This is a genomic window from Pseudomonas sp. BGI-2 (assembly GCF_004310295.1).
Classification (GTDB): Bacteria; Pseudomonadota; Gammaproteobacteria; order Pseudomonadales; family Pseudomonadaceae; genus Aquipseudomonas.
In genome coordinates this window covers 15,138-37,878 of record NZ_SISB01000056.1, presented here as the reverse complement: position 1 = coordinate 37,878, position 22,741 = coordinate 15,138, and the positions used below count along the sequence as shown (strand labels likewise).

Annotated in this window: 20 protein-coding genes and 1 pseudogene; 8 read left to right on the top strand and 13 right to left on the bottom strand. The window is 57.0% G+C overall.

Annotated features, from left to right (window positions below):
• Positions 1–226: 226 nt before the first annotated feature.
• From garD to kdgD, 4 genes are read right to left on the bottom strand one after another with little or no spacing between them, the layout of a single operon-like run.
• Positions 227–1,780: a galactarate dehydratase gene (garD, locus tag EYC95_RS27545; protein WP_131063129.1), complete on the bottom strand. Its 1,554-nt coding sequence runs from the start codon at positions 1,778–1,780 to the stop codon at positions 227–229.
• Between the two features lie 11 nt (positions 1,781–1,791).
• On the bottom strand, positions 1,792–3,264 hold the full coding sequence (locus tag EYC95_RS27540) for an MFS transporter (RefSeq protein WP_371928441.1): 1,473 nt from the start codon (positions 3,262–3,264) through the stop codon (positions 1,792–1,794).
• A 52-nt stretch (positions 3,265–3,316) separates the two neighbouring features.
• The gene (locus EYC95_RS27535) at positions 3,317–4,762 is read right to left on the bottom strand and encodes an aldehyde dehydrogenase family protein (RefSeq protein WP_131063128.1); all 1,446 of its coding nucleotides are present in this window, start codon (positions 4,760–4,762) and stop codon (positions 3,317–3,319) included.
• Between the two features lie 60 nt (positions 4,763–4,822).
• Positions 4,823–5,734, bottom strand: coding sequence for a 5-dehydro-4-deoxyglucarate dehydratase (gene kdgD, locus EYC95_RS27530; RefSeq protein WP_131063127.1), 912 nt, complete (start codon positions 5,732–5,734; stop codon positions 4,823–4,825).
• Between the two features lie 235 nt (positions 5,735–5,969).
• Here kdgD and EYC95_RS27525 point away from each other — a divergent pair, with 235 nt between their 5' ends.
• Both EYC95_RS27525 and EYC95_RS27520 read left to right on the top strand, forming a co-directional pair.
• Positions 5,970–7,265 carry a phospholipase gene (locus EYC95_RS27525; protein ID WP_131063126.1) on the top strand — a complete coding sequence of 432 codons (1,296 nt, stop codon included), beginning with the start codon at positions 5,970–5,972 and terminating at the stop codon, positions 7,263–7,265.
• Between the two features lie 14 nt (positions 7,266–7,279).
• On the top strand, positions 7,280–7,471 hold the full coding sequence (locus tag EYC95_RS27520) for a hypothetical protein (RefSeq protein ID WP_131063125.1): 192 nt from the start codon (positions 7,280–7,282) through the stop codon (positions 7,469–7,471).
• 26 nt (positions 7,472–7,497) lie between these two features.
• Here the strand turns inward: EYC95_RS27520 and EYC95_RS27515 are convergent, their stop codons facing one another.
• Entirely contained in the window at positions 7,498–7,767 is a 270-nt protein-coding gene (locus EYC95_RS27515) for a hypothetical protein (RefSeq protein ID WP_131063124.1), read from the bottom strand.
• On the opposite strand from EYC95_RS27515, the gene EYC95_RS27510 reads away from it, so the two are divergent.
• Positions 7,766–8,113, top strand: coding sequence for a hypothetical protein (locus tag EYC95_RS27510; protein WP_131063123.1), 348 nt, complete (start codon positions 7,766–7,768; stop codon positions 8,111–8,113). The two genes, EYC95_RS27515 and EYC95_RS27510, sit on opposite strands and share 2 nt — an antisense overlap.
• A 7-nt stretch (positions 8,114–8,120) precedes the next feature.
• Here the strand turns inward: EYC95_RS27510 and EYC95_RS27505 are convergent, their stop codons facing one another.
• From EYC95_RS27505 to EYC95_RS27490, 4 genes are all read right to left on the bottom strand, one after another.
• Complete coding sequence (locus EYC95_RS27505) at positions 8,121–8,867, bottom strand: FadR/GntR family transcriptional regulator (protein ID WP_178083857.1); 747 nt, start codon at positions 8,865–8,867, stop codon at positions 8,121–8,123.
• A 181-nt stretch (positions 8,868–9,048) separates the two neighbouring features.
• Positions 9,049–10,776, bottom strand: coding sequence for an ABC transporter ATP-binding protein/permease (locus EYC95_RS27500; protein WP_131063122.1), 1,728 nt, complete (start codon positions 10,774–10,776; stop codon positions 9,049–9,051).
• Between the two features lie 96 nt (positions 10,777–10,872).
• The gene (locus EYC95_RS27495) at positions 10,873–11,433 is read right to left on the bottom strand and encodes a response regulator transcription factor (RefSeq protein WP_109627955.1); all 561 of its coding nucleotides are present in this window, start codon (positions 11,431–11,433) and stop codon (positions 10,873–10,875) included.
• Complete coding sequence (locus EYC95_RS27490) at positions 11,426–12,688, bottom strand: ATP-binding protein (RefSeq protein ID WP_131063121.1); 1,263 nt, start codon at positions 12,686–12,688, stop codon at positions 11,426–11,428. Before EYC95_RS27490 ends, EYC95_RS27495 begins: the two co-directional genes overlap by 8 nt.
• 343 nt (positions 12,689–13,031) lie before the next feature.
• On the opposite strand from EYC95_RS27490, the gene EYC95_RS27485 reads away from it, so the two are divergent.
• On the top strand, positions 13,032–13,748 hold the full coding sequence (locus tag EYC95_RS27485; RefSeq protein WP_131063120.1) for an SIMPL domain-containing protein: 717 nt from the start codon (positions 13,032–13,034) through the stop codon (positions 13,746–13,748).
• Between the two features lie 172 nt (positions 13,749–13,920).
• On the opposite strand, the gene EYC95_RS27480 is transcribed toward EYC95_RS27485, so the two are convergent.
• The 3 genes and pseudogenes from EYC95_RS27480 to EYC95_RS27470 all read right to left on the bottom strand — a co-directional run.
• Positions 13,921–14,109, bottom strand: a complete 189-nt coding sequence (locus EYC95_RS27480) for a hypothetical protein (RefSeq protein WP_131063119.1) — start codon at positions 14,107–14,109, stop codon at positions 13,921–13,923.
• Between the two features lie 334 nt (positions 14,110–14,443).
• Positions 14,444–14,629: a hypothetical protein gene (locus EYC95_RS27475; RefSeq protein WP_131063118.1), complete on the bottom strand. Its 186-nt coding sequence runs from the start codon at positions 14,627–14,629 to the stop codon at positions 14,444–14,446.
• A gap of 235 nt (positions 14,630–14,864) precedes the next feature.
• Positions 14,865–15,131: pseudogene (locus EYC95_RS27470) on the bottom strand (DUF6124 family protein); the annotation flags it as partial.
• Between the two features lie 433 nt (positions 15,132–15,564).
• Here EYC95_RS27470 and EYC95_RS27465 point away from each other — a divergent pair.
• Complete coding sequence (locus EYC95_RS27465) at positions 15,565–16,905, top strand: hypothetical protein (protein ID WP_131063117.1); 1,341 nt, start codon at positions 15,565–15,567, stop codon at positions 16,903–16,905.
• Between the two features lie 5 nt (positions 16,906–16,910).
• Positions 16,911–17,282: a hypothetical protein gene (locus EYC95_RS27460; RefSeq protein WP_131063116.1), complete on the top strand. Its 372-nt coding sequence runs from the start codon at positions 16,911–16,913 to the stop codon at positions 17,280–17,282.
• Between the two features lie 456 nt (positions 17,283–17,738).
• Here the strand turns inward: EYC95_RS27460 and EYC95_RS27455 are convergent, their stop codons facing one another.
• Positions 17,739–18,125, bottom strand: a complete 387-nt coding sequence (locus tag EYC95_RS27455) for a DUF6124 family protein (protein WP_131063115.1) — start codon at positions 18,123–18,125, stop codon at positions 17,739–17,741.
• A 931-nt stretch (positions 18,126–19,056) separates the two neighbouring features.
• Here EYC95_RS27455 and EYC95_RS27450 point away from each other — a divergent pair.
• Entirely contained in the window at positions 19,057–20,682 is a 1,626-nt protein-coding gene (locus tag EYC95_RS27450) for an ABC transporter substrate-binding protein (protein ID WP_131063114.1), read from the top strand.
• A 308-nt stretch (positions 20,683–20,990) separates the two neighbouring features.
• Positions 20,991–22,592 carry an ABC transporter substrate-binding protein gene (locus EYC95_RS27445; protein ID WP_131063113.1) on the top strand — a complete coding sequence of 534 codons (1,602 nt, stop codon included), beginning with the start codon at positions 20,991–20,993 and terminating at the stop codon, positions 22,590–22,592.
• Positions 22,593–22,741 lie beyond the last annotated feature (149 nt).

The following is a 22,741-nucleotide window of genomic DNA, read 5'->3' as shown; positions in this document are numbered from 1 at the left end:
ACTGAGAATCCAGGCTCAGCACTTCATACTGCCAGCCAGACGAGAGCGAAGTTACCCAAGAGTGGTCAAGCCTAGACCAGTCAAATACCCCAAAAAGAGGGCTGGAGGGCTTAACTGACTGGCATTAGGGCAAGCCTCGCTCCTACAGGTCCGTGTCGTACACATTTCCGTGCGCGGCACGGACCTGTAGGAGCGAGGCTTGCCCGCGAAGAACGATAACGCAGTCTTAAGTGATCGGCGCCGGATTAAAGAGGGTAATGTCGTTATGCAGCTTATGCTGCTCCGCCCACGTCTGTTTCTTGCCGCTGGCCACGTCCAGATAGTAGTGAAACAACTCCCACCCAAGGTCTTCAATCGAAGCCCGCCCGGTCGCAATCCGCCCGGCATCAATGTCGATCAGGTCCGGCCAGCGCTGCGCCAGCTCGGTCCGGGTCGACACCTTCACCACCGGCGCCATCGCCAACCCATAAGGCGTACCACGCCCGGTGGTGAACACATGCAGGTTCATCCCCGCTGCCAATTGCAACGTCCCGCAGACAAAATCACTGGCCGGGGTCGCACAGAAAATCAGCCCTTTGCGCTTGAAACGCTCGCCAGGGCCCAGTACCCCATTGATCGCGCTGCTGCCGGATTTGACGATTGAGCCCAGGGACTTCTCGACAATATTCGACAGACCGCCCTTCTTGTTCCCCGGCGTGGTGTTGGCGCTACGATCCGCTTCACCCTTGGCCAGGTAGCGGTCGTACCAGTCCATTTCCCGCACCAGTTCCTGAGCCACTTCCTCGGTTTCCGCACGGGACGTCAGCAGGTAAATGGCGTCGCGCACTTCGGTGACTTCGGAAAACATCACCGTCGCGCCCGCCCGCAGCAACAGATCCGAGGCATAACCCAGCGCCGGGTTGGCGGTTATGCCGGAAAACGCATCGCTGCCGCCGCACTGCATGCCGAGAATCAGCTCGGACGCCGGCACCGTTTCCCGGCGACGCTGATCGAGCTTCTTCAAACGGGTCTCGGCCAACGCCATGATCTGCTCGATCATCTCAGTGAAACCGTGACTGGAATCCTGCAAGCGGTACAGCCACGGATCGCTCAAATCCACCGAGCTGTCGTTCTCGTGCATCACCTGCCCGGCCTGCAATTTCTCGCAGCCGAGGCTGATCACCAACGCTTCGCCACCCAGATTCGGATTACGCGCCAGGTTGCGCACGGTACGGATCGGGATGTACGCGTCAGTCGCAGTAATCGCCACGCCACAGCCGTAACTGTGGGTCAGCGCGACCACGTCATCGACGTTCGGGTAATTGGGCAGCAACTCGTCCTTGATGCGCTGGACCGCATGATCGAGCACGCCAGTGACGCACTGAACCGTCGTGGTAATCCCCAGAATGTTGCGCGTGCCGACGGTGCCGTCGGCGTTGCGATAACCCTCGAACGTAAAGCCTTCCAGCGGTGCCTGCGCCGCCGGCACTTCGGTGGACAGCGGCAAGTTATCCAGCGGTGGCGCGGTGGGCATGCGCAGTTGATCTTCCTTGACCCAGCTGCCGCGCGGAATCGGCTGCAACGCGTAGCCAATGGTCTGGCCGTAACGAATCACCTGGCCGCCCTCGGGAATGTCTTCCAGGGTGACCTTGTGGCTCTGTGGCACGAAGTCCACGGTGACCAGGCCGTCCGGAAACTCGGTGCCGGCCGGCACTCCTTGGTCATTGACCACGATCACGACGTTGTCCCGCTCGTGCAGGCGGATGTAGCGCGGCGAGTCGGAATGTTCAATCAACTGCATGACGCCGCTCCTCAGGAATGCGCTTGAGACAATTTGTTGTTTGTTTCAGGACCACTGACTGGCGGTTCTTTAAGCACCACACGCTTGATCGGACCGACGATCACCAAATAGCTGAACACCGCCACCAGTGCGTTGCAGCCGACAAACACCAGCGCCCATTTGAACGAACCGGTGGAGCTGATGATGTAACCGATCACGATTGGCGTGGTGATCGAAGCAATGTTGCCGAAGGTGTTGAACAAGCCACCGCTGAGACCGGCGATCTGTTTTGGCGAGGTGTCGGACACCACAGCCCAACCCAACGCACCCACGCCTTTGCCGAAGAAGGCCAGGGCCATGAAGCCAACGACCATCCATTCAACATCGACATAGTTGCACGCCACGATGCTGCTGGAGACCAGCAAACCAGCGATGATCGGCGCCTTGCGGGCGAAGGTCAGAGAATGCCCTTTGCGCAGCAGGTAGTCGGAAATCACGCCGCCGAGCACACCGCCGATAAAGCCGCAGATCGCCGGCAACGAGGCAACGAAACCGGCCTTGAGGATGGTCATGCCGCGCTCTTGCACCAGGTACACCGGGAACCAGGTCAGGAAGAAGTAGGTGATGCCGTTGATGCAGTATTGGCCCAGGTACACGCCGAGCATCATGCGGTTGGTGAGCAACTGGCGGATGTAGTCCCACTTCGGACCGTCGACCTTTTTGTCTTTGCCTTTGTCCTGGTCCATGTCGACCATGCCGCCGTTGTCGGCGATATGCTTGAACTCGGCATCGTTGATCATCGGATGCTGACGCGGGCTGTGGATAACCTTCAACCAGATCCCGGAGAAGATAATGCCGATCACGCCCATGACAATGAACACGTGCTGCCAGCCGAAGCTGTAGACGATCCAACCCATCAGCGGCGCAAACAGCACCGTGGCGAAGTATTGCGCCGAGTTGAAAATCGCCGAAGCAGTCCCGCGTTCAGCCGTCGGGAACCAGGCCGCCACAATGCGTGCGTTACCGGGGAAGGATGGCGCTTCGGCCAGGCCCACCAGGAAGCGCAGCATGAACAGCGCAACGATCGCCGTGGACATGCCGAACTCACCGACGTAGCCCTGCAGCACGGTGAACAGCGACCAGGTGAAGATGCTCAGCGCGTAGATTTTTTTCGAACCAAAACGGTCCAGCAGCCAGCCACCGGGAATTTGCCCGGCCACGTAGGCCCAACCGAATGCAGAGAAGATGTAACCGAGGGTGACCGCGTCGATGCCGAGGTCTTTTTGCAGGCTGGAGCCTGCGATGGCGATAGTGGCCCGGTCGGCGTAGTTGATCGTGGTCACCAGAAACAGCATGAGCAGGATCAAATAGCGGACGTGAGTCGGCTTCTGGGTCGATTGCATATAGATGTACTCCCACTGATTATTTTTATGCGGGTAATAACGGTGTTGTTTTTTGTGGGAGCTGGCCTGCCAGCGATACGGGCACATCGGTATGTCAGTCACACCGCGGTGATGCCATCGCTGGCAGGCCAGCTCCCACAGGTATTGCGGTGTATCAGGAACCGATGTAAGAGGTTTTCATCACGGTGTAGAACTCTTGTGCATAGCGACCTTGCTCACGTGATCCATAGGATGAACCTTTACGCCCACCGAATGGAACGTGGTAATCCACGCCCGCCGTCGGCAGGTTGACCATCACCATCCCGGCCTGGGAGTGGCGCTTGAAGTGGTTGGCGTACTTCAACGATGTGGTGGCGATGCCCGCGGACAGACCGAATTCGGTGTCGTTGGCCATGGCCAGCGCGGCCTCGTAATCCGCGACGCGAACGACGTTGGCGACCGGGCCGAAAATCTCTTCACGGCTGATGCGCATCGCGGCTTCGCTGTCGGCAAACAGGGTTGGCGCGAGGTAGTAGCCCTCGGTATCGCAAGTCACCAAGCCACCGCCGCTGACCAGACGAGCACCTTCGGACTGGCCGATGTCGATGTATTTCAAGTCCTGTTCAAGCTGGGCTTGCGAGACCACCGGACCGATATCGGTGCCGGTTTTCAGCGCGTGGCCGACCTTGATCGACTTCATGCGCTCGGCCATGGCTTCGACGAACTTGTCGTGGATGCCGGCGGTGACGATGAAGCGGCTCGACGCCGTGCAACGCTGACCGGTGGAGTAGAACGCGCTCTGTACCGACAGCTCGACCGCTTGTTTGAGGTCGGCGTCGTCGAGAATGATCTGCGGGTTCTTGCCACCCATTTCCAGCTGAACCTTGGCCTGGCGCGACACGCAGCTGACCGCGATCTGACGACCGACACCGACGGAACCGGTGAAGCTGATGCCGTCAACTTTCGGGCTCTGCACCAGCGCATCGCCAACCACTCGACCGCTGCCCATCACCAGGTTGAACACGCCGGCCGGGAAGCCTGCGCGGGAGATGATTTCGGCCAGTGCCCAGGCGCAACCCGGCACCAGATCGGCCGGTTTCAGCACAACGCAGTTGCCGTAGGCCAGGGCCGGGGCGATTTTCCACGCAGGGATCGCGATCGGGAAGTTCCACGGGGTGATCAGACCGACCACTCCCAGCGCTTCGCGCGTCACTTCGACGTTCACACCCGGACGTACCGACGGCAAGTAGTCGCCGGACAAGCGCAGGCATTCGCCGGCGAAGAACTTGAAGATGTTGCCGGCGCGAGTGACTTCGCCGATGGCCTCAGGCAGGGTCTTGCCCTCTTCCCGAGCCAGCAAGGTGCCGAGCTCTTCGCGGCGGGCGAGGATTTCGCTGCCGACTTTATCCAGTGAATCGTGGCGAGCCTGAATGCCCGAAGTCGACCACGCCGGGAACGCGGCGCGAGCGGCGTCGATGGCGGCATGGACTTGAGCCAGATCAGCCTTGGCGTACTCGCCAATGGTGTCGGTCAACTCCGACGGGTTGATGTTGGTGGAGTAGTCGGTGCCGGCAACCCATTGGCCACCGATGTAGTTATCAAAACGCTTTGAATCAGCCACAAGCAATCTCCTCACGCAAAAAGCCGCTGATTGCTCAGCGGCCTTGTTTAATCGGGTGTGTTACTGAGCACCTTGCTTGTCGATCAGCGCGGCGAGCATTTCGTACTCTTCGCCCGTCAGATCGGTCAGCGGCGCACGTACAGGACCTGCGTCGAAGCCTGCGATTTTCGCCCCGGCCTTGACGATGCTCACCGCGTAACCGGCTTTGCGGTTACGGATGTCCAGGTACGGCAGGAAGAAGTCGTCGATGATCTTGCCAACGGTGGCGTGATCTTCGCGGGCAATGGCGTGGTAGAAATCCATCGCGGTTTTCGGGATGAAGTTGAACACCGCCGAGGAGTAGACCGGCACACCCAAGGCCTTGTAGGCAGCGGCGTACACTTCAGCGGTCGGCAAACCGCCCAGATAGCTAAAGCGATCTGCGAGGCGGCGACGGATCGACACCATCAACTCGATATCACCCAGGCCATCCTTGTAGCCAATCAGGTTCGGGCAGCGCTCGGCCAAGCGCTCCAGCAACGGAGCGGTCAGGCGGCAGACGTTGCGGTTGTAAACCACCACGCCGATTTTCACCGATTTGCACACGGCTTCAACGTGGGCGGCAACGCCGTCCTGGCTGGCTTCGGTCAGGTAGTGCGGCAGCAGCAACAGGCCTTTGGCGCCCAGACGCTCGGCTTCCTGTGCGTACTCGATGGCTTGACGAGTCGAACCGCCAACGCCGGCCAGAATCGGCACGCTGGTTTCGCAGGTGTCGACGGCAGTCTTGATTATTTCCGAGTATTCGCTGGCCGCCAGAGAGAAGAACTCACCGGTGCCGCCCGCGGCGAACAATGCCGTGGCGCCGTATGGGGCCAGCCATTCGAGACGCTTGATGTAGCCAGCGCGATGGAAATCGCCCTGGGCATTGAAATCGGTGACCGGGAAAGACAGCAGGCCGGAAGAGAGGATGGACTTCAGTTCTTGTGGATTCATTATTCGAACACCCTGGGAAGCGACGTTTGTGTGAGAAAAGCATTTAGCCTACGGTCGAGTTGTAGGTCATCGTACAACTCAAATAATAACCGTCAACTGCATTTCATCGGTGCGCCCGCAATTTGTGTCGGAAAGGGATTTTCTTGACGTAGGAGATTTCTCGCCTAAGCTCCGAATGGCTGTATATATGTACAGTTATTTCGAATCATACCGACGACATATCAAGGAGCTAGAAATGTCAGGTCTACACACTCAACCGCAGGAAAAACCCAAGCAGATCATCGCGAACCTGGATGATCTTTTTACCGAAAACGGAATCGCCATCACCGCTGACAGTTCGCTGATGCTGCAGATCGCCGAACATAAAGACGCACACTCTAACGCTCCGCCCGGCAAAGCCATGAAAGGCAAGCCGCAGCTGAAGTTCGAGGGCGGCGAGCACACCGCCATCGGTGACAGCACGCTGCTGCGTTTCATCAAGGACGCCCCCGCTGTCCCTGCCTCGCAAGTAGCGCTTCATTTACCCAATGGACTGGCGCTGACCTATGGCCAGATCGTCGCCCTGGGCGGCGATTTTTATGGCATTCCCGATCAACCGGTCAGCGAAGGCGCCACCGCTGCCGATCGCATTCAGCGGTTTATCAATGCCTTCAACTCGCTGGCCGTACTGCCTGCCTCCAATGCAGAGGCGAAGCTGATTCTCGGCGTCATGCAGAAGGAAATCGCCGCCGTTAAACAGGCGATCAAGGATGGAAAACAACCTCACGAGGCATATGACGCACTCGGAGATACGTTGTCCGAAGAGTGGAACAAAATCACCGGCGGCGGCAGTTTCGTCTCGGCGCTGTTTCCATTGGGACGCTATCTGAAACTGGCCGCCAACAATGCCGATCACTTCGCCGAGTGGGCGCTGCTGGCGTACATCGCCGGGCATGCCGCGGCGCTGCAACAAGCGGTAAAGGCTCACAGCAGCGGCGATGAAAAGCAGCTGGAACTGGCCTACGCGATGAACGCGTTTGCCGATCACTACCTGACCGATCTGTTTTCTGCCGGCCATTTGCGAGTGCCGCGTAAACAGCTCGCAGCGGTGGTAACGCCAAGTGATCTGGGCTCGTTGATTACCCGTTTCATGCACGACGAAGACAGCAAGTTCGGCCTCAATGTGCGCAACGGCAACGGCGATCAATGGCGCGCGTATGGGGACAAGCGCTACTTCGACGCCATCGACAGCGCCAATCGCGTCCAGGTGAATCAGGCGGTTCAGGTGTCGGCGGATGAAGTGTTTGCGGCGTATCTCAGTGGCACAGTGCAGGCACCCGGCAACTTCGGCGCCTTGAAAAAGACGCCGGATCTGCAAGCCGTGCAGAATCTGGCGAACAACTTTTCACCGCTGTTCCGGGTAGAAGGCAGCAAAGTGCTGCGGCGCAAGGACGTCAACAACCTGAACGACACCGCCACTGTCGATGACTGGTGGGGCTGGAGCACTTACTTGCTGCTCAAGGACTACAAACCCACTGGCAACGTGGCCTGATAAGGAGATCGATGATGACTATCAAATTGAAGCTGGAATTGCCTTCGGGACAATCGCTGAAGGGTGCGCCGTTGGAATTGTTGTCCATGGGTGTGTCGATTGCTCGGGGGGTTGTGGATAAGCATGGAAGGGTGACGTTCGATGTTAAATCTGTGACGACTGAGTTGGCCGTGCGAGTGGATCGCTCGATTCTGAAGACTGGCTGAAGCCGATGGCCCCATCGCGAGCAGGCTCACTCCCACAAGGGATCTTCGGTGAACACATTATTTGTGGGCGCCATTGACCCAATGTGGGAGCGAGCCTGCTCGCGATGGCATTTCCCCTGACGCAGCTGATTGATCAGATAGCCGCTGACCGTTTGTCGGAACTGTAATTTCTGACAGTAGCCCAGCGATTGCCAATGCAGCCTAAATGGTTCCGGAGTTAACAAACCGGCTCCGTCAGCGAAGCTTTCCACCTCGCGCCTTTCAAACGGTTTGATTGTTAAAAGGATTTTGATCATGACTGCGCAAGAGAAAACTATGCCTGCACCTGTCCTTAAAGAAGCCAACAATGATGTTCTTTACGTTGGCAAGCTGACAGGTCCCGCGCACGGCGAGGTTACGCCGCACGGAGATATGACTGTAGGCGATAAGGTCGAATTTACGGTACAGACCTCAACTGGAAACCACTGGAGTGGTACGAAACGGGTGGAGCCCGTCCCTTTGGTAATGGTGTTTGCGATCCCGAAAGAGACCTTTGAAAAAGGTCTGGTGCCAGATGCCACTGCCAAGCTGCGATACAGAGTAACCAGCGCCTCGGGTAATCAGGCTGATTCCATTGATCTGGTTGTTCAACTAAAACCATAAACCACAATCAGCCCTGCGCCTCAGCCTCTTCATGAGCATGGCGCAGCCGCTCCCGACTGTTCGTCAAATGCAAACGCATCGCCGCCCGCGCCGCATCTGAATCCTGGCGCGCAATCGCGTCGTATATCTCTTCGTGCTCACGGCTCAGACGACTCATGTAGTGCTGCTGGTCGTCATGGGCCAGGCGCGCGGAGTTCAGACGTGTGCGCGGAATGATGCTGGTGCCCAGGTGGGTCATGATGTCGGTGAAGTAGCGGTTGCCGGTCGCCAAGGCGATTTGCAGGTGAAACTGGAAGTCGGACGCCACGGCATCGCTGGCATGCGAGACACTTTCATTCAAGGCGTCCAGCGCGGCGCGCATCAAGGCCAGCTGCTCGGCACTTCGGCGTTGTGCGGCGAGGCCGGCGGATTCAACTTCGAGGCTGATGCGCAGTTCCAGGATCGCCAGTACATCCCGCAAGGTGACCACGGTCGCCGGGTCGATACGGAAACCGCTCGGGCTCGGAGTGTCGAGCACGAAGGTGCCGATGCCGTGGCGGGTTTCCACCTGGCCAGCCGCCTGCAAACGGGAAATCGCTTCACGCACCACGGTGCGGCTGACGCCATGGGCATCCATGATTGCCGACTCGGTGGGCAATTTGTCGCCGCGTTTGAGGTGGCCGTCGCGGATCTGCTCGGACAGCACCGTCACCAATTCCTGTGCGAGGCTGCGGCGCTTGCGAGGGAGGCGTGGTGCGTCGATCGGGTTTTCCATGGTGAACGTCTGTCTCGAAAATTGCGGCTGAAACCGCATCATAGCTCAACGCGGTTGTACGATCACCATCACCCCTTTTGTAGGAGCGAGGCTTGCCCGCGAAGAACGGTGACACGGCTCTCATGTGGAACCGAGTAACGGCCTTCGCGGGCAAGCCTCGCTCCTACAGGTTCGGAGGTGTTCAGGCGGTCACGGTCTGGTCCACCAGATGCCCATTTTCAATGCGCACATGCCGTGGATGGAAACGCTTCAGGCTGCTGCGATGCCCGACGCTGAGAATACTCAGCCCCGGAATCTCATCGATCAACGCCTGATACAGCGACGCTTCATCCTCTTCGTCCATCGCCGACGTCGCTTCATCCATATACAACCACTGCGGTGCATAGAGCAGCGCACGGGCGAAGGCCAGCCGTTGCTGTTCACCCGGCGACAGCATGCGCTGCCAGTGATTGGCTTCGTCCAGACGCGCAACGAGGTGCGGCAAGCGGCAAGTCTCCAGCACATGCACATATCGTTCATGCGGATAGGTCTCGCCGGCCTGTGGATAACTCAACGCCTCGCGCAGCGTGCCAATCGGCAGATACGGTTTTTGCGGCAGGAACAGGTAACGCGCCGTCGGCAGACGAATGCTGCCATGACCCGCAGGCCACAGATGGCCCATCGCCCGCAGCAGGGTGGACTTGCCGCTGCCGGAACGGCCGCTGAGCATCACACGTTCGCCCTCCTCCACGGTCATGTCGGCGTTGGTCAGCAAGTGGCGACCGTCCGCCAGATCGAGGCCCAGGTTGTGCACTTTCAATGCCGTACCCGAAGTCTGCACATCGATGGCCGGTGCACGCTCTTCGTTGTCGGTCATGGCCTGACGGAAACTCAGCAGACGATCGCAGGTGGCGCGCCATGCGGCCAAGTCCTGGTAGGCGCTGATGAACCAGCTGAAATTCTCTTGAACGTTGCCGAAGGCGGAGTTGATTTGCATCAGCTCACCCAGTTCGATCTTGCCGGCGAAGTAGCGCGGCGCGGCGACCATGAACGGGAAGATGATTGCGATCTGGCCATAGCCGGAGGTGAAGAAGGTCAGGCGCTTGGACACTTTCATGATGTCCCAGAAGTTGTGCCAGACCAGCCCGAAACGGTTGCTCAAACGGCGGTTTTCATTCGGTTCGCCGTTGTACAGCGCAATGCTTTCGGCATTCTCGCGAATCCGTACCATGGAGAAACGCAGGTCGGCTTCGAAGCGTTGTTGATTGTTGTTGAGGCCAATCAAACGACGGCCGATCACATGCGTCAGCCAGCTGCCGACTGCTGCATAAACCAGTGCGCACCAGAACATGTAGCCTGGAATGGTGAAACCGAACACTTCGATGCTGCCCGACACGCCCCACAAAATGATCGAGAACGACACCAGGCTGACAACGTTGCGGATCAGGCCCAAGCCCAGACCCAGGGTATTGCTGGTAAAGCTGTTGAGGTCTTCGGAAATCCGCTGGTCCGGGTTATCGGTGTAACCACCCTGCTCCAGCTGGTAGTAGTTTTTGTTGCCTAACCAGCGAGCGAAGTGTTGTTCCGTGAGCCAGGCTCGCCAGCGAATCGTCAGCATCTGGGTCAGGTAGAGCCGATACACCGCACCGAGAATTGCCACCGCCGCAATCCCGCAGAAATACAGGATCAGTTGCCAGAAGGCCGCTTCGTCCTTCTTTTGCAGGGCGTTGTAAAAATCCTTGTACCAACTGTTGATCCACACCGAAATCGCCACGCTGAACAGCGACAGCGCGATCACGGCGATCAGCAACGTCCAGGCCTTGCCCTTCTCTTCGCTGCGCCAATACGGCGTGGTCATCGCCCAGACTTTTCGAAAAAACTGCCCGCGCACAGTATCGTTGACCGCGGAATACTCAGCGTTCTGATTCATGGATAAGGCTCGATAAAGAAAAGAACACACACGAACCGATCATAGATGATCGGTTCGTGTTATCGCGAGGGCTGGCGATAATCGTTCAGCGTCCGTTCAGCGACGGACCGGGCGCTTCTGCAGTTTGCGCTGCAGCGTGCGGCGGTGCATGCCCAAGGCGCGGGCAGTGGCGGAGATGTTGCCTTCGTGCTCGGTGAGCACGCGCTGGATGTGTTCCCACTGCAGGCGGTCCACGGACATCGGGTTTTCCGGCACCAGAGTGTCGAGGTCGGCGTGCTCGGAGAGCAGCGCGGCCAGCACATCGTCGGCGTCCGCCGGTTTGCACAGGTAATTGCAGGCGCCGCGCTTGATCGCCTCGACGGCGGTGGCAATGCTCGAATAACCGGTGAGGATTACCACGCGCATTTCCGGGTCGAGTTCGAGCAGTTTGGGCAGCAACACCAGGCCCGAGTCGCCGTCCATTTTCAGGTCCAGCGCGGCGTAGTCCGGGATATCAGCCTGGGCAATGACCAGTCCTTCTTCGGCGGAACCGGCGGTGCTGACGCGAAAACCGCGGCGGGCCATGGCGCGGGCCATCACACGGGTAAAGGTTGCATCGTCGTCTACCAGCAGCAAATGCGGCAGTTCTTCGCCTTCAACTTGGATCTCGTCACTCATGTTCGTCTCCTCGGGCGACACGGGGCAGGCGCAGCTCGGTGAGCGTGCCGCCTTCCTCATGACTGTAGAGTTTCACTGAGCCGCCGGCGCGTGTCACGCTGGCCTTGCTCAAAAACAGGCCCAGGCCGAAACCTTTGCCCTTAGTGGTAAAAAACGGTTTGCCGATCTGTTCGGCAATGGCCAGCGGCACACCGGCGCCGTGGTCGCGAATGCTGATGGTCAGGTCCTCGGCATTCCAGTCCAGCGTCACCTGCAACCCTTCGGGGCAGGCATCGGCGGCGTTGTTCAGCAAATTCAGCAGCGCTTGCGTCAGGTCTGGCGGCGGCGCCATGCGCGGCACGGTGCCCTGGCCCAGGCGCTGGAAGCGGTAACTGGCTTCCGGACGCATCAAGTGCCAGCGATTGAGGGCTTCGTCGAGCCAGTCGGTGACGTCCTGCATCTCCACCGCCAAGCGGCGATTGGCCTCGGCGGCGCGCACCAGTTGCTGCAAGGTCTCTTTGCAGAGTTTGACCTGATCCTGCAGCACGCTCAAATCGTCCTGCAACAACGGGTCGTGGTGATCCTGGCGCATTTCCTTGAGCAGCACGCTCATGGTCGCCAACGGCGTGCCCAGCTCATGGGCCGCGCCCGCCGCCTGGGTCGCAACGGCCAGCAATTGCTGGTCGCGCAGGCCTTCTTCACGGCGGATGGCGCGCAATTCTTCCTGACGGCGCAGCTCTTCGGCCATGCGCGCGGCGAAGAACGTGATGACCGCTGCGGCGAGGGCGAAACTCAGCCACATGCCATAGATCTGCAGGTTTTCCCGGGCGATGGGAAAGGTTTCCAGCGGATAGAACTGCGCCAGCAACAACGTGTAAAGCGCCAGCGCGATGCCGGACAGAATCACCGAATAGCGCCACGGCAACGTCACGGCGGCGATGGTCAGCGGCACCAGGTAATACGAGACAAACGGGTTGGTCGAGCCGCCGGAGAAATACAGCAAGGCACTGTGGATAAACAGATCGCAGGCCAGTTGCAGGGCATATTCCAGCTCGGTCACCGGCCACGAGGTGCGCAGACGAACCGCCGTGAACGCGCACAGCAGCGTTGAACAACCCAGGGTCATTGCCAGTTGCACCCACGGCAACGGCAGCAGGTCGAACCAGTAGGCCAGCCCCACGGAACCGGCCTGAGCGGCGAGCACCAACGTGCGGATGAACGTCAGCCGCCAGAGGTTCTGGCGAGTGGCGGAAGTGATTTGAACGGGGGCGAGCATGAGCTCTCCTGATGAGCGCTCCAGGCGGATCGCACGGAGTATAACCAAGCACGGGGGCAGGCAGGCAAAAGTGCGGCAAACCGCCACATGGCAGGAAGTTCTGCTGCGTCTATAAAGACGCCTTCGCGGGCAAGCCTCGCTCCTACGGGATGTGTCGGACGCAAATCCTTTGAACGACACATTCCTGTAGGAGCGAGGCTTGCCCGCGAATGGCCTCAACGCGGTCTCCTGCATTCCATCTGTATAGAAGTTGTAACTGTGCGAACCAGATCATTAAAGCTAGAGTCTGATGGTTTCACGCAGGCTCGGACCTTAACCCCTGCGCACCGTCCAAGGAGTTTTCATGCACAGTTTCCGCCGCAGCGCCGCACTTCTTGCCCTCAGCGTTGGCACCGTCGCCAGCCTGCCGGCCCTGGCCGCCGACGAGCTTCATTACAACCAGATCTCCCTGCGCGCCGAAGTCAGCCAGGAAGTGGCTCGCGACCTGATGATCGTGACCCTCTACACCGAAGAACAAAACACCGACCCGGCCAAACTCGCCGCCGACGTCAGCACCACCATGAACAAAGCGCTGGCCCAGGCCAAAGAGGTCAAGGAAGTCACCCTGCGCCAGGGCAGCCGCAACAGCTACCCGATCTACGACACCAAGGGCCAGAAAATCACCGGCTGGCGCGAACGCGCCGAACTGCGCCTGGAAAGCTCGGACTTTGCCGCGCTGTCGAAGTTGACAGGCGAACTGCTGACCGACCTGAAAATGGGCGGCATGGACTTCGCCATCGCCACACCAACCCGCAAAGCCAGCGAAGACGCGCTGCTTCAAGAAGCCGTGACCGCCTTCAAGGCCCGCGCCCAACTGGCGACCGACGCGTTGGGCGGCAAGGGCTACAAAATCGTTAACCTGAACTTGAACAGCAACGGTTATCCACAACCGTACATGCGCGGGCCGATGATGATGAAAGCCGCCGGCATGGACGGTGCGCCGGTGACGCCGGAAGTTGAGGCGGGCACGAGCCAGGTCAGCATGACGGCGGATGGCGCGATTGAAGTGTTGATGCCTTGATTCGATAACACGGACACAGCAACGGCGATCACTGAAGTGATCGCCGTTTTTTTATGTCCTTGAAAACTGTGCAAGCCCGTCAAGTTTTGAGGGGATGGTCCTACACTATCGTCGAAACACCGCCCGGAATGAGCCATCTGCGAATGACAACGGGGCGGTCCTCCCAGAGCTGTTATCCGCGAGCTCCTGGTGGTCGTGGTTTATACGATCGAATTTGTTGTTCAGCATGCTCCTTTGTTTCACACAACATACTGGCTGGACTCCCATCCTTACTATAAACCTGATAACAATATTTTTGATCGGCCGGATCATGCTTATAAATCAGCCAGCCTTGATACTCAGTAATTTCAGGATAGCTCATGATTATTTCCTTATAAAAATTCTAAACAAGGTAGCTTAGACCCCAAGCTACCTACCCGAACAGAAAAAGCCTTTATCGCCTGAGTTACATTCAGCCGAAGCAAGTAAAATATCAACTGTAAGAAATAACAGGTAAAAGGGAATACTCACGCCTCTCCAAGATTATTTTGGAATAATAATGCAAACCAATAGCTGAGATACCCCACCCCCTAAAATCTCTTACGATATTGCGCCGAGCAGCCACCCTCGCCGCCATTTCGAATAGAGTCGCCCCCACAAAGGCGCTACCGTACATGCGGGGGCGAGCCTGCTGGCGATGAACGACGAAAGGGTAACTAGTTATTATAGCTATCCGCCGAAATCAAATCGTTAGCGTATTTCCATGCTTCATCTTCTACTCCATACCTACCCCCAACAGGGGTTCCACCTTTGACAACCTGCCACCATGAATCGTTATATGCGGAAGATTGGATAACTTGGTAGTCGCGTTGTCGTATATAGTCTTTTTCTGCATCGGTCATGGTTATCTCCTTATATAGATTGCACACGTTGATGAAGCCAACCGCTTAGACAGGACAAGTCTGTGACGGGAGGCGATCATGCTCAATCAAGTTGCGGGATATTTCTACTGTCATTCCTGACAGGTACAGGCGTTTTCGAATGCATTTGTACCGTCAGGAAAGGTCGAACCATTGGGCTAATGGCAACCGGGAATCTTTGCTGATCTATCTTGCTCGCAAAAAGCGATAACGCGGTCTACGCCGGGTCGACGTTATCCAACGCCCGATTCACGGCCAATTCCGCCAGCATGATGATCTGCTGAATCGCCAACACCGTATGGCGCTGCGGGCCGATCAGGTTAGCGGCGAAATCACTGGCCATGACACTCGCGGAAGCCAATGACTCGCAAGCTTGTGCCAGGAGACTTTCGCTGTCCATGTCCGGGGCGATCATGAACATGGTGCTGGGACGACGGGGTTTAGGGGCGTATTGGTCGGGTGGATCGAGGTAGTAATCAAGGGCGCATTGGCAGCTATGTGCAGGGTGAGAAAACCGGGAACAGAGAACCGGCCGGACCGAAGTCCGCCCGCACACAGCTGCCATAGAGCATTGCAGGCAGCGAATAGCTGGCGGCAATGATGGTGATGCTGGCGCTAGATTCATACATATCTGTTACCGAGTTCTCACACCCGATCGCTGAGTTTTCAGCGACAACCAGAGGTTAGAGACACTGCTTCCTACCCGGCAACCTGAAAAACGCGTGGGAAAAGCGCTGTTTTTTTACACATGGCTCAACACAAAAATGGAACGCGGAGCGTACCGGGCGGCACTCCTACGCGAAATGGACGGCCCCCAAAAAACTCGGACTTCCCCTACACCCAAAACCGAATTCCCCGGCATCTCTACTTGAGTTCTCTTGCCAAAGTCACCCGTTTCCAAAGAACAGGACACGAGCGTGAAGAGACTCATCCCCAAAGACCTGCTCGCCGGTCAGCGCGGCCATGTACTCGACAGCTACCAAGCCACCGACGACCTACGCCAGGTCCTGAACTACCCCGATGAGCTGCAGGGTTTCGACGACTTGCTGAGTGCAATCGGCGCCAACCGCTCCAACTACATGCAATCAGCTAATCAACAGAAACTTATCAGTGCAGTAAGCAATGGTGATTGGGTCATCGTGAAGCAGCGCGTCAATACCGATAATGGCGGTGCCTCCTGGAACGGCTTCAAAGCCAAACCCGAACCGCCGCCAGCGCAACACTTGGTCGAAGAACACGCGTTCACCCTTCCCAAACCGGCGGAATCGGGTTTTCACATCATTCAGAAACCCATGAGCCTCGAAGCCTTGGAGCGTTCGCTGTACGAAAACCCGCCAGGGGAAGTCCTGAGCCAGCAGTTTCGCTCGTTGAACCGACATCTCGGTGAACGGGTGAAACCTGGGCAAATGGTCATCTTCAGCGACTCACGGCACTACATGTGCCGCCGTGAAGAGGCGCAATTGATGATCGCAGCTGAGAAGGTCAATGAGGCGCTCAAAGATCTGAGTGATGAAGAAGCTTCTTTCATGGTTGAACACCATGAGGTGATAGAGCCGTTTCTGGAAGTATCGGCGGGGTCGCTTGGTGTGGCTTCGTTCATGATTGGACAGCATCTTGAGGCGCTGACAACCAATCTGAAAGATCTGGAGGAGCTGCATCAAAAGCAATATCGCCAATATGGTCATCTCAACTCCCCGGAATTTTTTGCCCAACGTAAACGGCTTATGGCCAAGCTGGACGCCAGCCTTGGCCCATTGATACGAAAAGGTACTGGCATTGCGGATCATCCCAAGATTAAGCGGGCACTCGGCTTGTCAACGCGTCGGACCATCCATCATTGGGACAAGGCCGGAGGACCTACACAGCTGCCTGGGTATGCGACGAATATTGGAGGAGTAGCACGAGCAGCCAAGTTCATGAGGGCAGGTGGCTACGTGGGCATAGGTCTAGCGTCAGGAGCGGCCACGATGCGGATAAAGGAAGTCTGTCGCACGGGAAGCGATGAAGAATGCAAAAAAGTAAAATTCACTGAAGGAGGGAAATTGACCGGAAACGTAGTCGGCGGGATGGCGGGTGGCGCTATGGCAAAGGGCGTGACTGTTAAATACTGCATCGGCGTAGCAGTAAAAACACGAGGTGTGGGAGGACTGCTTTGCGCGTTAATTTTGAACGGTGCTGCAACTTCACTCGGTGGAAACATCGGAGCCAAGGGCCTCGAACCAATGGGTGAGCTCTTATATGAGGCCACCTCAGAATGAGTGGAATGAAGTTGTTTTACCTGTGCTTTTCAATGGCAGTGTTCATCCCGATGATCATTAATCTAGGAGTGATGTACTACATCTGTTACTTCAAGTTGGAAGAGATTGAGTCCCACCTCAAAAACTCATTGATCGTGGATGTGAATCGCCGTTCCGCTGCCTATGACCGGATGCTTCGTTTGGGCCAGATCAACGGTATGCTTCGCGCTCGTAAAACATTTCTGCTCCAAGCGGATCCGAAAGCGATCAGGGATGTAAACGACTTTCCAATCCATCTCAAAACCTTGGTTACCCGATCTTTCGACGTGCTGACTATTTGTGTGATCGGTATGGTGATGCTCTGTGGATGGGTAACATTTGCGGGGCCGATCAAGTAATACTTGCTGGGTCAAAGCAGCCTTACTCAGCACTTTATGAGTTCACCACTCAATGAACAGGCCAGAGCTGGAGCTTAATTTCGTATCCGGCAGCTTTTTAATGCTCATTTTGCTCAATCTGAACATTTTCTGTACGTCGCATTTTTCAAACTAGAAGAAATTGAGCAGAAATTTGCGCGCTTCCGATTGGTGGGCATTAATCGTAAGTTTTAGGTAATGATCCAATTGGGCGCCTCTACAGGTTGTCCCAGATAAGCGGATTGATCTCTCGACCAACACGCTGTCACCACGAAGACCCGCCAGCAAACGATGATGCCAACGGACTGCCAAGACATCTCAGAAATTGGGTTCAAGTTCCCGATATCAGTCTGAATCGGCTACTGGGGGGATGGGTAGCGCTCTGGTTTGTCCGATATTTCATGGAATCCGCTGTTCGGTGACTGACATATCGAGACATTAACGCTTCAGGCCAGCCACACGAGATTGGAAGTTATCCAACGCCCGATTCACGGCCAATTCCGCCAGCATGATGATCTGCTGAATCGCCAACACCGTACGGCGCTGCGGGCCGATCAGGTTAGCGGCGAAATCACTGGCCATGACACTGGCCGAAGCCAACGACTCGCAAGCTTGTGCCAGGAGACTTTCGCTGTCCATGTCCGGGGCGATCATGAACATGGTGCTGGGACGACGGGGTTTAGGGGCGTATTGGTCGGGTGGATCGAGGTAGTAATCGAGGGCGCGTTTTATGGCTTCGCGGTCTTTGAGTAATTCTCCAGCACGCAAGGCTTCGGCGGTTGGGTTGGTTTTATTGAATTTCGAATCGGAATTGTCGTTGTCCATTTGCAGCTCCTGAAATCAAGGGAGCCATCACTTGCCGGTATGGTCGTGAGGGCCTTTGCCCTACTGATTCAGGTTTCCACTCCTGGCCGCTGATTTTGCAGCGACGGGACGAGATTAGAGAAACAGCTTCCTACCCGGCAACCTGAAAAATGCGTGGGAAAGCGCTGTGTTTTTTACACGTGATTCAACACAAAAATGGAGCGCGGAGCATCCCGGCGGCACTTCCACGCGCGAGCGTGGGAATGATCAATTGCAGGTAGCGGAAAGAGATTGGTCGGCTTTCAGGTCGCCTTCGCGGGCAAGCCTCGCTCCTACAGGGGAATGATGTACACCTGAAAGTAAATGATCGGCTATCAGGCTCGCTCCCCACGCCTGACCACTGCACATCCGTCAGAAAATGCTCATTTATCAGGCGCTCAACATTTGAAAAAAGCGAAAAGCGCTACCGCAAGCAACAACGGGTTGCACCCCGGGTACTACCAACACGCCATCGCAGCCCCCACCAAACTCCAAATCCAAAGCCCACCCACAGATGTCCACTGACAAACAGTAACGGAACAATCTGCCCCCACAGACACAACAACCCTCTAAACAACAAACACCTACCCACCGAACTGGAATTCGATCTCACTCACGCCCGCCCTCCCCTCAATGATGGGTATAAATAAGTAACACCGCGCTCCAATCGAGTGCGCAAGACGTCCAAATCGCCCCGCGCAGGTGCACCCCATGCACCGAAAAAACCCTGCGCAAACGGTCAAATGCACATGAATTTATACATATGCGACATTAAGGTACGTTCGTGCCACTGTTTAACGCCTGCAGTCGTTCAGGATCTTGCATTGGGTATGGCCCCTGCATAAGTATCCGCAGGCACGACTCACGAGGTCGTCCTCTAATTCCAAAAATGACAACAAATCATGAGGCCAACATGCTTAAACACGCGGTCATTCCGTTTTTAGTCGGCGCAGGCTTGTTAGCCTCCGCACCTTTCGCCCAAGCGGCGACTAACCTGGTGTTCTGCTCCGAAGGGAGCCCGGCCGGTTTTGATCCTGGTCAGTACACCACCGGAACCGACTTCGACGCCTCTGCAGAAACCATGTTCAACCGCCTGACCCAGTTCGAGCGCGGCGGCACCGCTGTGATTCCTGGTCTGGCGACCAAGTGGGACATCTCCGATGATGGCCTGACTTACACCTTTCACCTGCGTGAAGGCGTGAAGTTCCACACCACCCCGTACTTCAAGCCGACTCGTGAGTTCAACGCCGACGACGTGCTGTTCACCTTCAATCGCATGATTGACAAGAACGACCCGTTCCGCAAAGCGTACCCGACCGAATTCCCGTACTTCACAGACATGGGGATGGACACCAACATCACCAAGATCGATAAAGTCGACGACCACACCGTCAAGTTCACCCTCAAAGAAGTTGATGCCGCGTTCATCCAGAACATGGCCATGAGCTTCGCGTCGGTGCAGTCCGCTGAGTACGCTGCCCATCTGCTGAAAGAAGGCAAAGCCGCCGACATCAACCAGAAGCCGGTCGGCACTGGTCCGTTCGTGTTCAAGAGCTACCAGAAAGACTCCAACATCCGCTACACCGGGAACAAGGACTACTGGAAGCCTGACGACGTCAAGATCGACAACCTGATCTTCGCCATTACCACCGACCCGTCGGTACGTATTCAGAAGCTGAAAAAGGGCGAGTGCCAGATCACTCTGTTCCCTCGTCCGGCCGACCTGAAGGCGCTGAAGGAAGACAAGACTCTGAAAGTGCCTGACCAGGCTGGCTTCAACCTGGGTTACATCGCCTACAACGTGATGGACAAGATCAAGGGCAGCGATCAGCCGAACCCGATGGCTCAATTGAAAGTGCGTCAGGCACTGGACATGGCCGTCAACAAGCAGCAGATCATCGACTCCGTTTACCAGGGTGCTGGTCAACTGGCCGTCAACGCCATGCCGCCAACCCAATGGTCTTACGACACCACCATCAAGGATGCGCCGTACAACCCTGAGAAAGCCAAAGAGCTGCTCAAGGAAGCCGGCGTCAAGGAAGGCACCGAGATCAACCTGTGGGCGATGCCGGTGCAGCGTCCGTACAACCCGAACGCCAAACTGATGGCTGAAATGCTGCAGTCCGACTGGGCCAAGGTCGGCATCAAAGCCAAGATCGTGACCTACGAGTGGGGCGAGTACATCAAGCGCTCCAAAGGCGGCGAAAACGGCGCGATGCTGATTGGCTGGAGCGGCGACAACGGTGACCCGGACAACTGGCTGAACGTGCTGTTCGGCTGCGACTCGCTGCAGGGCAACAACTTCTCCAAGTGGTGCGACAAGAAGTTTGACGGCATCGTCAAAGAAGCTAAACGCACGACAGATCAGGGCAAGCGCACCGAACTGTACAAACAGGCGCAACACGTCCTCAAAGACGCTGTTCCAATGACACCTATCGCTCACTCGACGGTGTTCCAACCCATGCGCAACGAAGTGCAGGATTTCAAGATCAGCCCGTTTGGCTTGAACTCCTTCTACGGCGTCAGCGTCAGCAAATAAGGTTTTTCAACGGCGACGTTTTTAACGTCGCCGTTGCTTTATCTGACGAGAAAGTAGGAAACCGCCTACATCCAATTCCGCCGCGCATAGCCGCCGTGGCATCGGATGCGTTGCCTTTTCCCACAAGTCTTTCAGACTCTACGCATTTACGGCCAGACCCACGGCTCATACCGTCGGGTATCTGACCAGTGCATGCGTGGGTTCTCGGTTTTGCTGCACGTTATGGTTTGAACTCAGTGATGCCTCCACGTCCCCGGACGGGACGGCGGCTCATTGAAAACACTTAGCGAACGAGAAAAGGGAGCGTCATGCGCCATACCTTGGTTTTATCCGCATTGCTGGGCACCGGCCTGCTGGCCGCCACTTCCATCAGCCAGGCCGCCAATAACAGCCTGGTGTTCTGCTCCGAAGGCAGCCCCGCTGGCTTCGACACTGCGCAGTACACGACATCGACCGACAACGATGCCGCCGAGCCGCTGTACAACCGATTGGCAGAGTTTGAAAAAGGCGCCACCAATGTCGTACCGGGCCTGGCGACGAGCTGGGATATTTCCGAGGACGGCCTCAAGTACACCTTTCACCTGCGCGAAGGGGTGAAATTTCACACGACCAAGTACTTCACGCCGACCCGTGAGTTCAACACCGATGACGTGCTGTTCACGTTCAATCGCATGCTCGATCCGCAGCAACCTTTCCGTAAGGCTTATCCCACAGAATTCCCCTATTTCAACGGGATGAGCCTGAACAAGAACATCGCCAAGGTCGAGAAGACCGGGCCGCTGACCGTGGTCATGACGCTCAACAGCGTCGACGCCGCGTTCATCCAGAACATCGCCATGAGCTTCGCCGCCATTCTGTCCGCCGAATACGCCGACAAACTACTGGCTGAAGGCAAGCCGAGCGACATCAACCAGAAGCCGATCGGCACTGGCCCGTTCGCGTTCAAGAGCTACCAGAAAGATTCCAACATCCGCTACACCGGTAACAAGCAGTACTGGGACCCGAGCCGGGTCAAGCTCGACAACCTGATCTTCTCGATCAACACCGACGCATCGGTGCGTGTACAGAAGCTCAAGGCCAATGAGTGCCAGATCACCCTGAGCCCGCGCCCCGCCGACGTACCAGCGCTGAAGAACGACCCGGCACTCAAGCTCATCGAGAAGCCTGGTTTCAACCTTGGCTACATCGCCTACAACGTTCGCCACAAACCGTTCGACCAGCTCGAAGTGCGTCAGGCGCTGGACATGGCGGTGAACAAGCAAGGCATTCTCAATGCCGTCTACCAAGGCGCGGGGCAACTGGCCGTCAACGCCATGCCGCCGACCCAGTGGTCCTACGACGACACGATCAAGGACACGGTCTACAACCCGGAAAAAGCCAAGGAATTGCTCAAGGCTGCCGGCGTGAAAGAAGGCACCGAAATCACCTTGTGGGCGATGCCCGTGCAGCGCCCTTACAACCCGAACGCCAAGTTGATGGCCGAGATGCTCCAGGCTGACTGGGCAAAAATCGGCCTCAAAGTGAAGATCGTCAGCTACGAATGGGGCGAGTACATCAAGCGCACCAAGAATGGCGAGCACGACATCAGCCTGATTGGCTGGACCGGTGACAATGGGGACCCGGACAACTGGCTCGGCACGCTTTACAGCTGCGACGCCATTGGTGGTAACAACTACTCCATGTGGTGCGATCCGGCTTACGACAAATTCATCAAGCAGGCCAAGGTCGTCACTGACCGCGACCAGCGCACCGTGCTCTACAAACAGGCGCAGCACTACCTCAAGCAACAAGTGCCGATCACGCCTATCGCCCATTCGACGGTTAACCAGCCGTTGAGCGCCAAAATCGAAGGATTCAAGGTGAGTCCATTCGGTCGTAACGTGTTCTCGGGCGTCAGTATCGACCAATAACCGATTAGCCAGAAACGCTGGGGGCGCATTGCGCTCTCACGCAAGCGTATTGCCGTAATTCGCCAATCCGGCCTACAGCAAACGTTTGCTAAGCCTTGATTGAGTTCTAAAACAAATAGCCGGATCACCAAAAAAGACCGGCATAAAAA

Bases quoted from the DNA above. Each gene is read 5' to 3' on its own strand.
- EYC95_RS27455 (WP_131063115.1), bottom strand. From the start codon at position 18,125: ATGGACAACGACAATTCCGATTCGAAATTCAATAAAACCAACCCAACC.
- EYC95_RS27485 (WP_131063120.1), top strand. From the start codon at position 13,032: ATGCACAGTTTCCGCCGCAGCGCCGCACTTCTTGCCCTCAGCGTTGGC.
- EYC95_RS27460 (WP_131063116.1), top strand. From the start codon at position 16,911: ATGAAGTTGTTTTACCTGTGCTTTTCAATGGCAGTGTTCATCCCGATG.
- EYC95_RS27500 (WP_131063122.1), bottom strand. From the start codon at position 10,776: ATGAATCAGAACGCTGAGTATTCCGCGGTCAACGATACTGTGCGCGGG.
- EYC95_RS27445 (WP_131063113.1), top strand. From the start codon at position 20,991: ATGCGCCATACCTTGGTTTTATCCGCATTGCTGGGCACCGGCCTGCTG.
- EYC95_RS27520 (WP_131063125.1), top strand. From the start codon at position 7,280: ATGACTATCAAATTGAAGCTGGAATTGCCTTCGGGACAATCGCTGAAG.
- EYC95_RS27495 (WP_109627955.1), bottom strand. From the start codon at position 11,433: ATGAGTGACGAGATCCAAGTTGAAGGCGAAGAACTGCCGCATTTGCTG.
- garD (WP_131063129.1), bottom strand. From the start codon at position 1,780: ATGCAGTTGATTGAACATTCCGACTCGCCGCGCTACATCCGCCTGCAC.
- EYC95_RS27510 (WP_131063123.1), top strand. From the start codon at position 7,766: ATGACTGCGCAAGAGAAAACTATGCCTGCACCTGTCCTTAAAGAAGCC.
- EYC95_RS27525 (WP_131063126.1), top strand. From the start codon at position 5,970: ATGTCAGGTCTACACACTCAACCGCAGGAAAAACCCAAGCAGATCATC.
- EYC95_RS27480 (WP_131063119.1), bottom strand. From the start codon at position 14,109: ATGAGCTATCCTGAAATTACTGAGTATCAAGGCTGGCTGATTTATAAG.
- EYC95_RS27490 (WP_131063121.1), bottom strand. From the start codon at position 12,688: ATGCTCGCCCCCGTTCAAATCACTTCCGCCACTCGCCAGAACCTCTGG.
- EYC95_RS27450 (WP_131063114.1), top strand. From the start codon at position 19,057: ATGCTTAAACACGCGGTCATTCCGTTTTTAGTCGGCGCAGGCTTGTTA.
- EYC95_RS27515 (WP_131063124.1), bottom strand. From the start codon at position 7,767: ATGATCAAAATCCTTTTAACAATCAAACCGTTTGAAAGGCGCGAGGTG.
- kdgD (WP_131063127.1), bottom strand. From the start codon at position 5,734: ATGAATCCACAAGAACTGAAGTCCATCCTCTCTTCCGGCCTGCTGTCT.
- EYC95_RS27505 (WP_178083857.1), bottom strand. From the start codon at position 8,867: ATGGAAAACCCGATCGACGCACCACGCCTCCCTCGCAAGCGCCGCAGC.
- EYC95_RS27475 (WP_131063118.1), bottom strand. From the start codon at position 14,629: ATGACCGATGCAGAAAAAGACTATATACGACAACGCGACTACCAAGTT.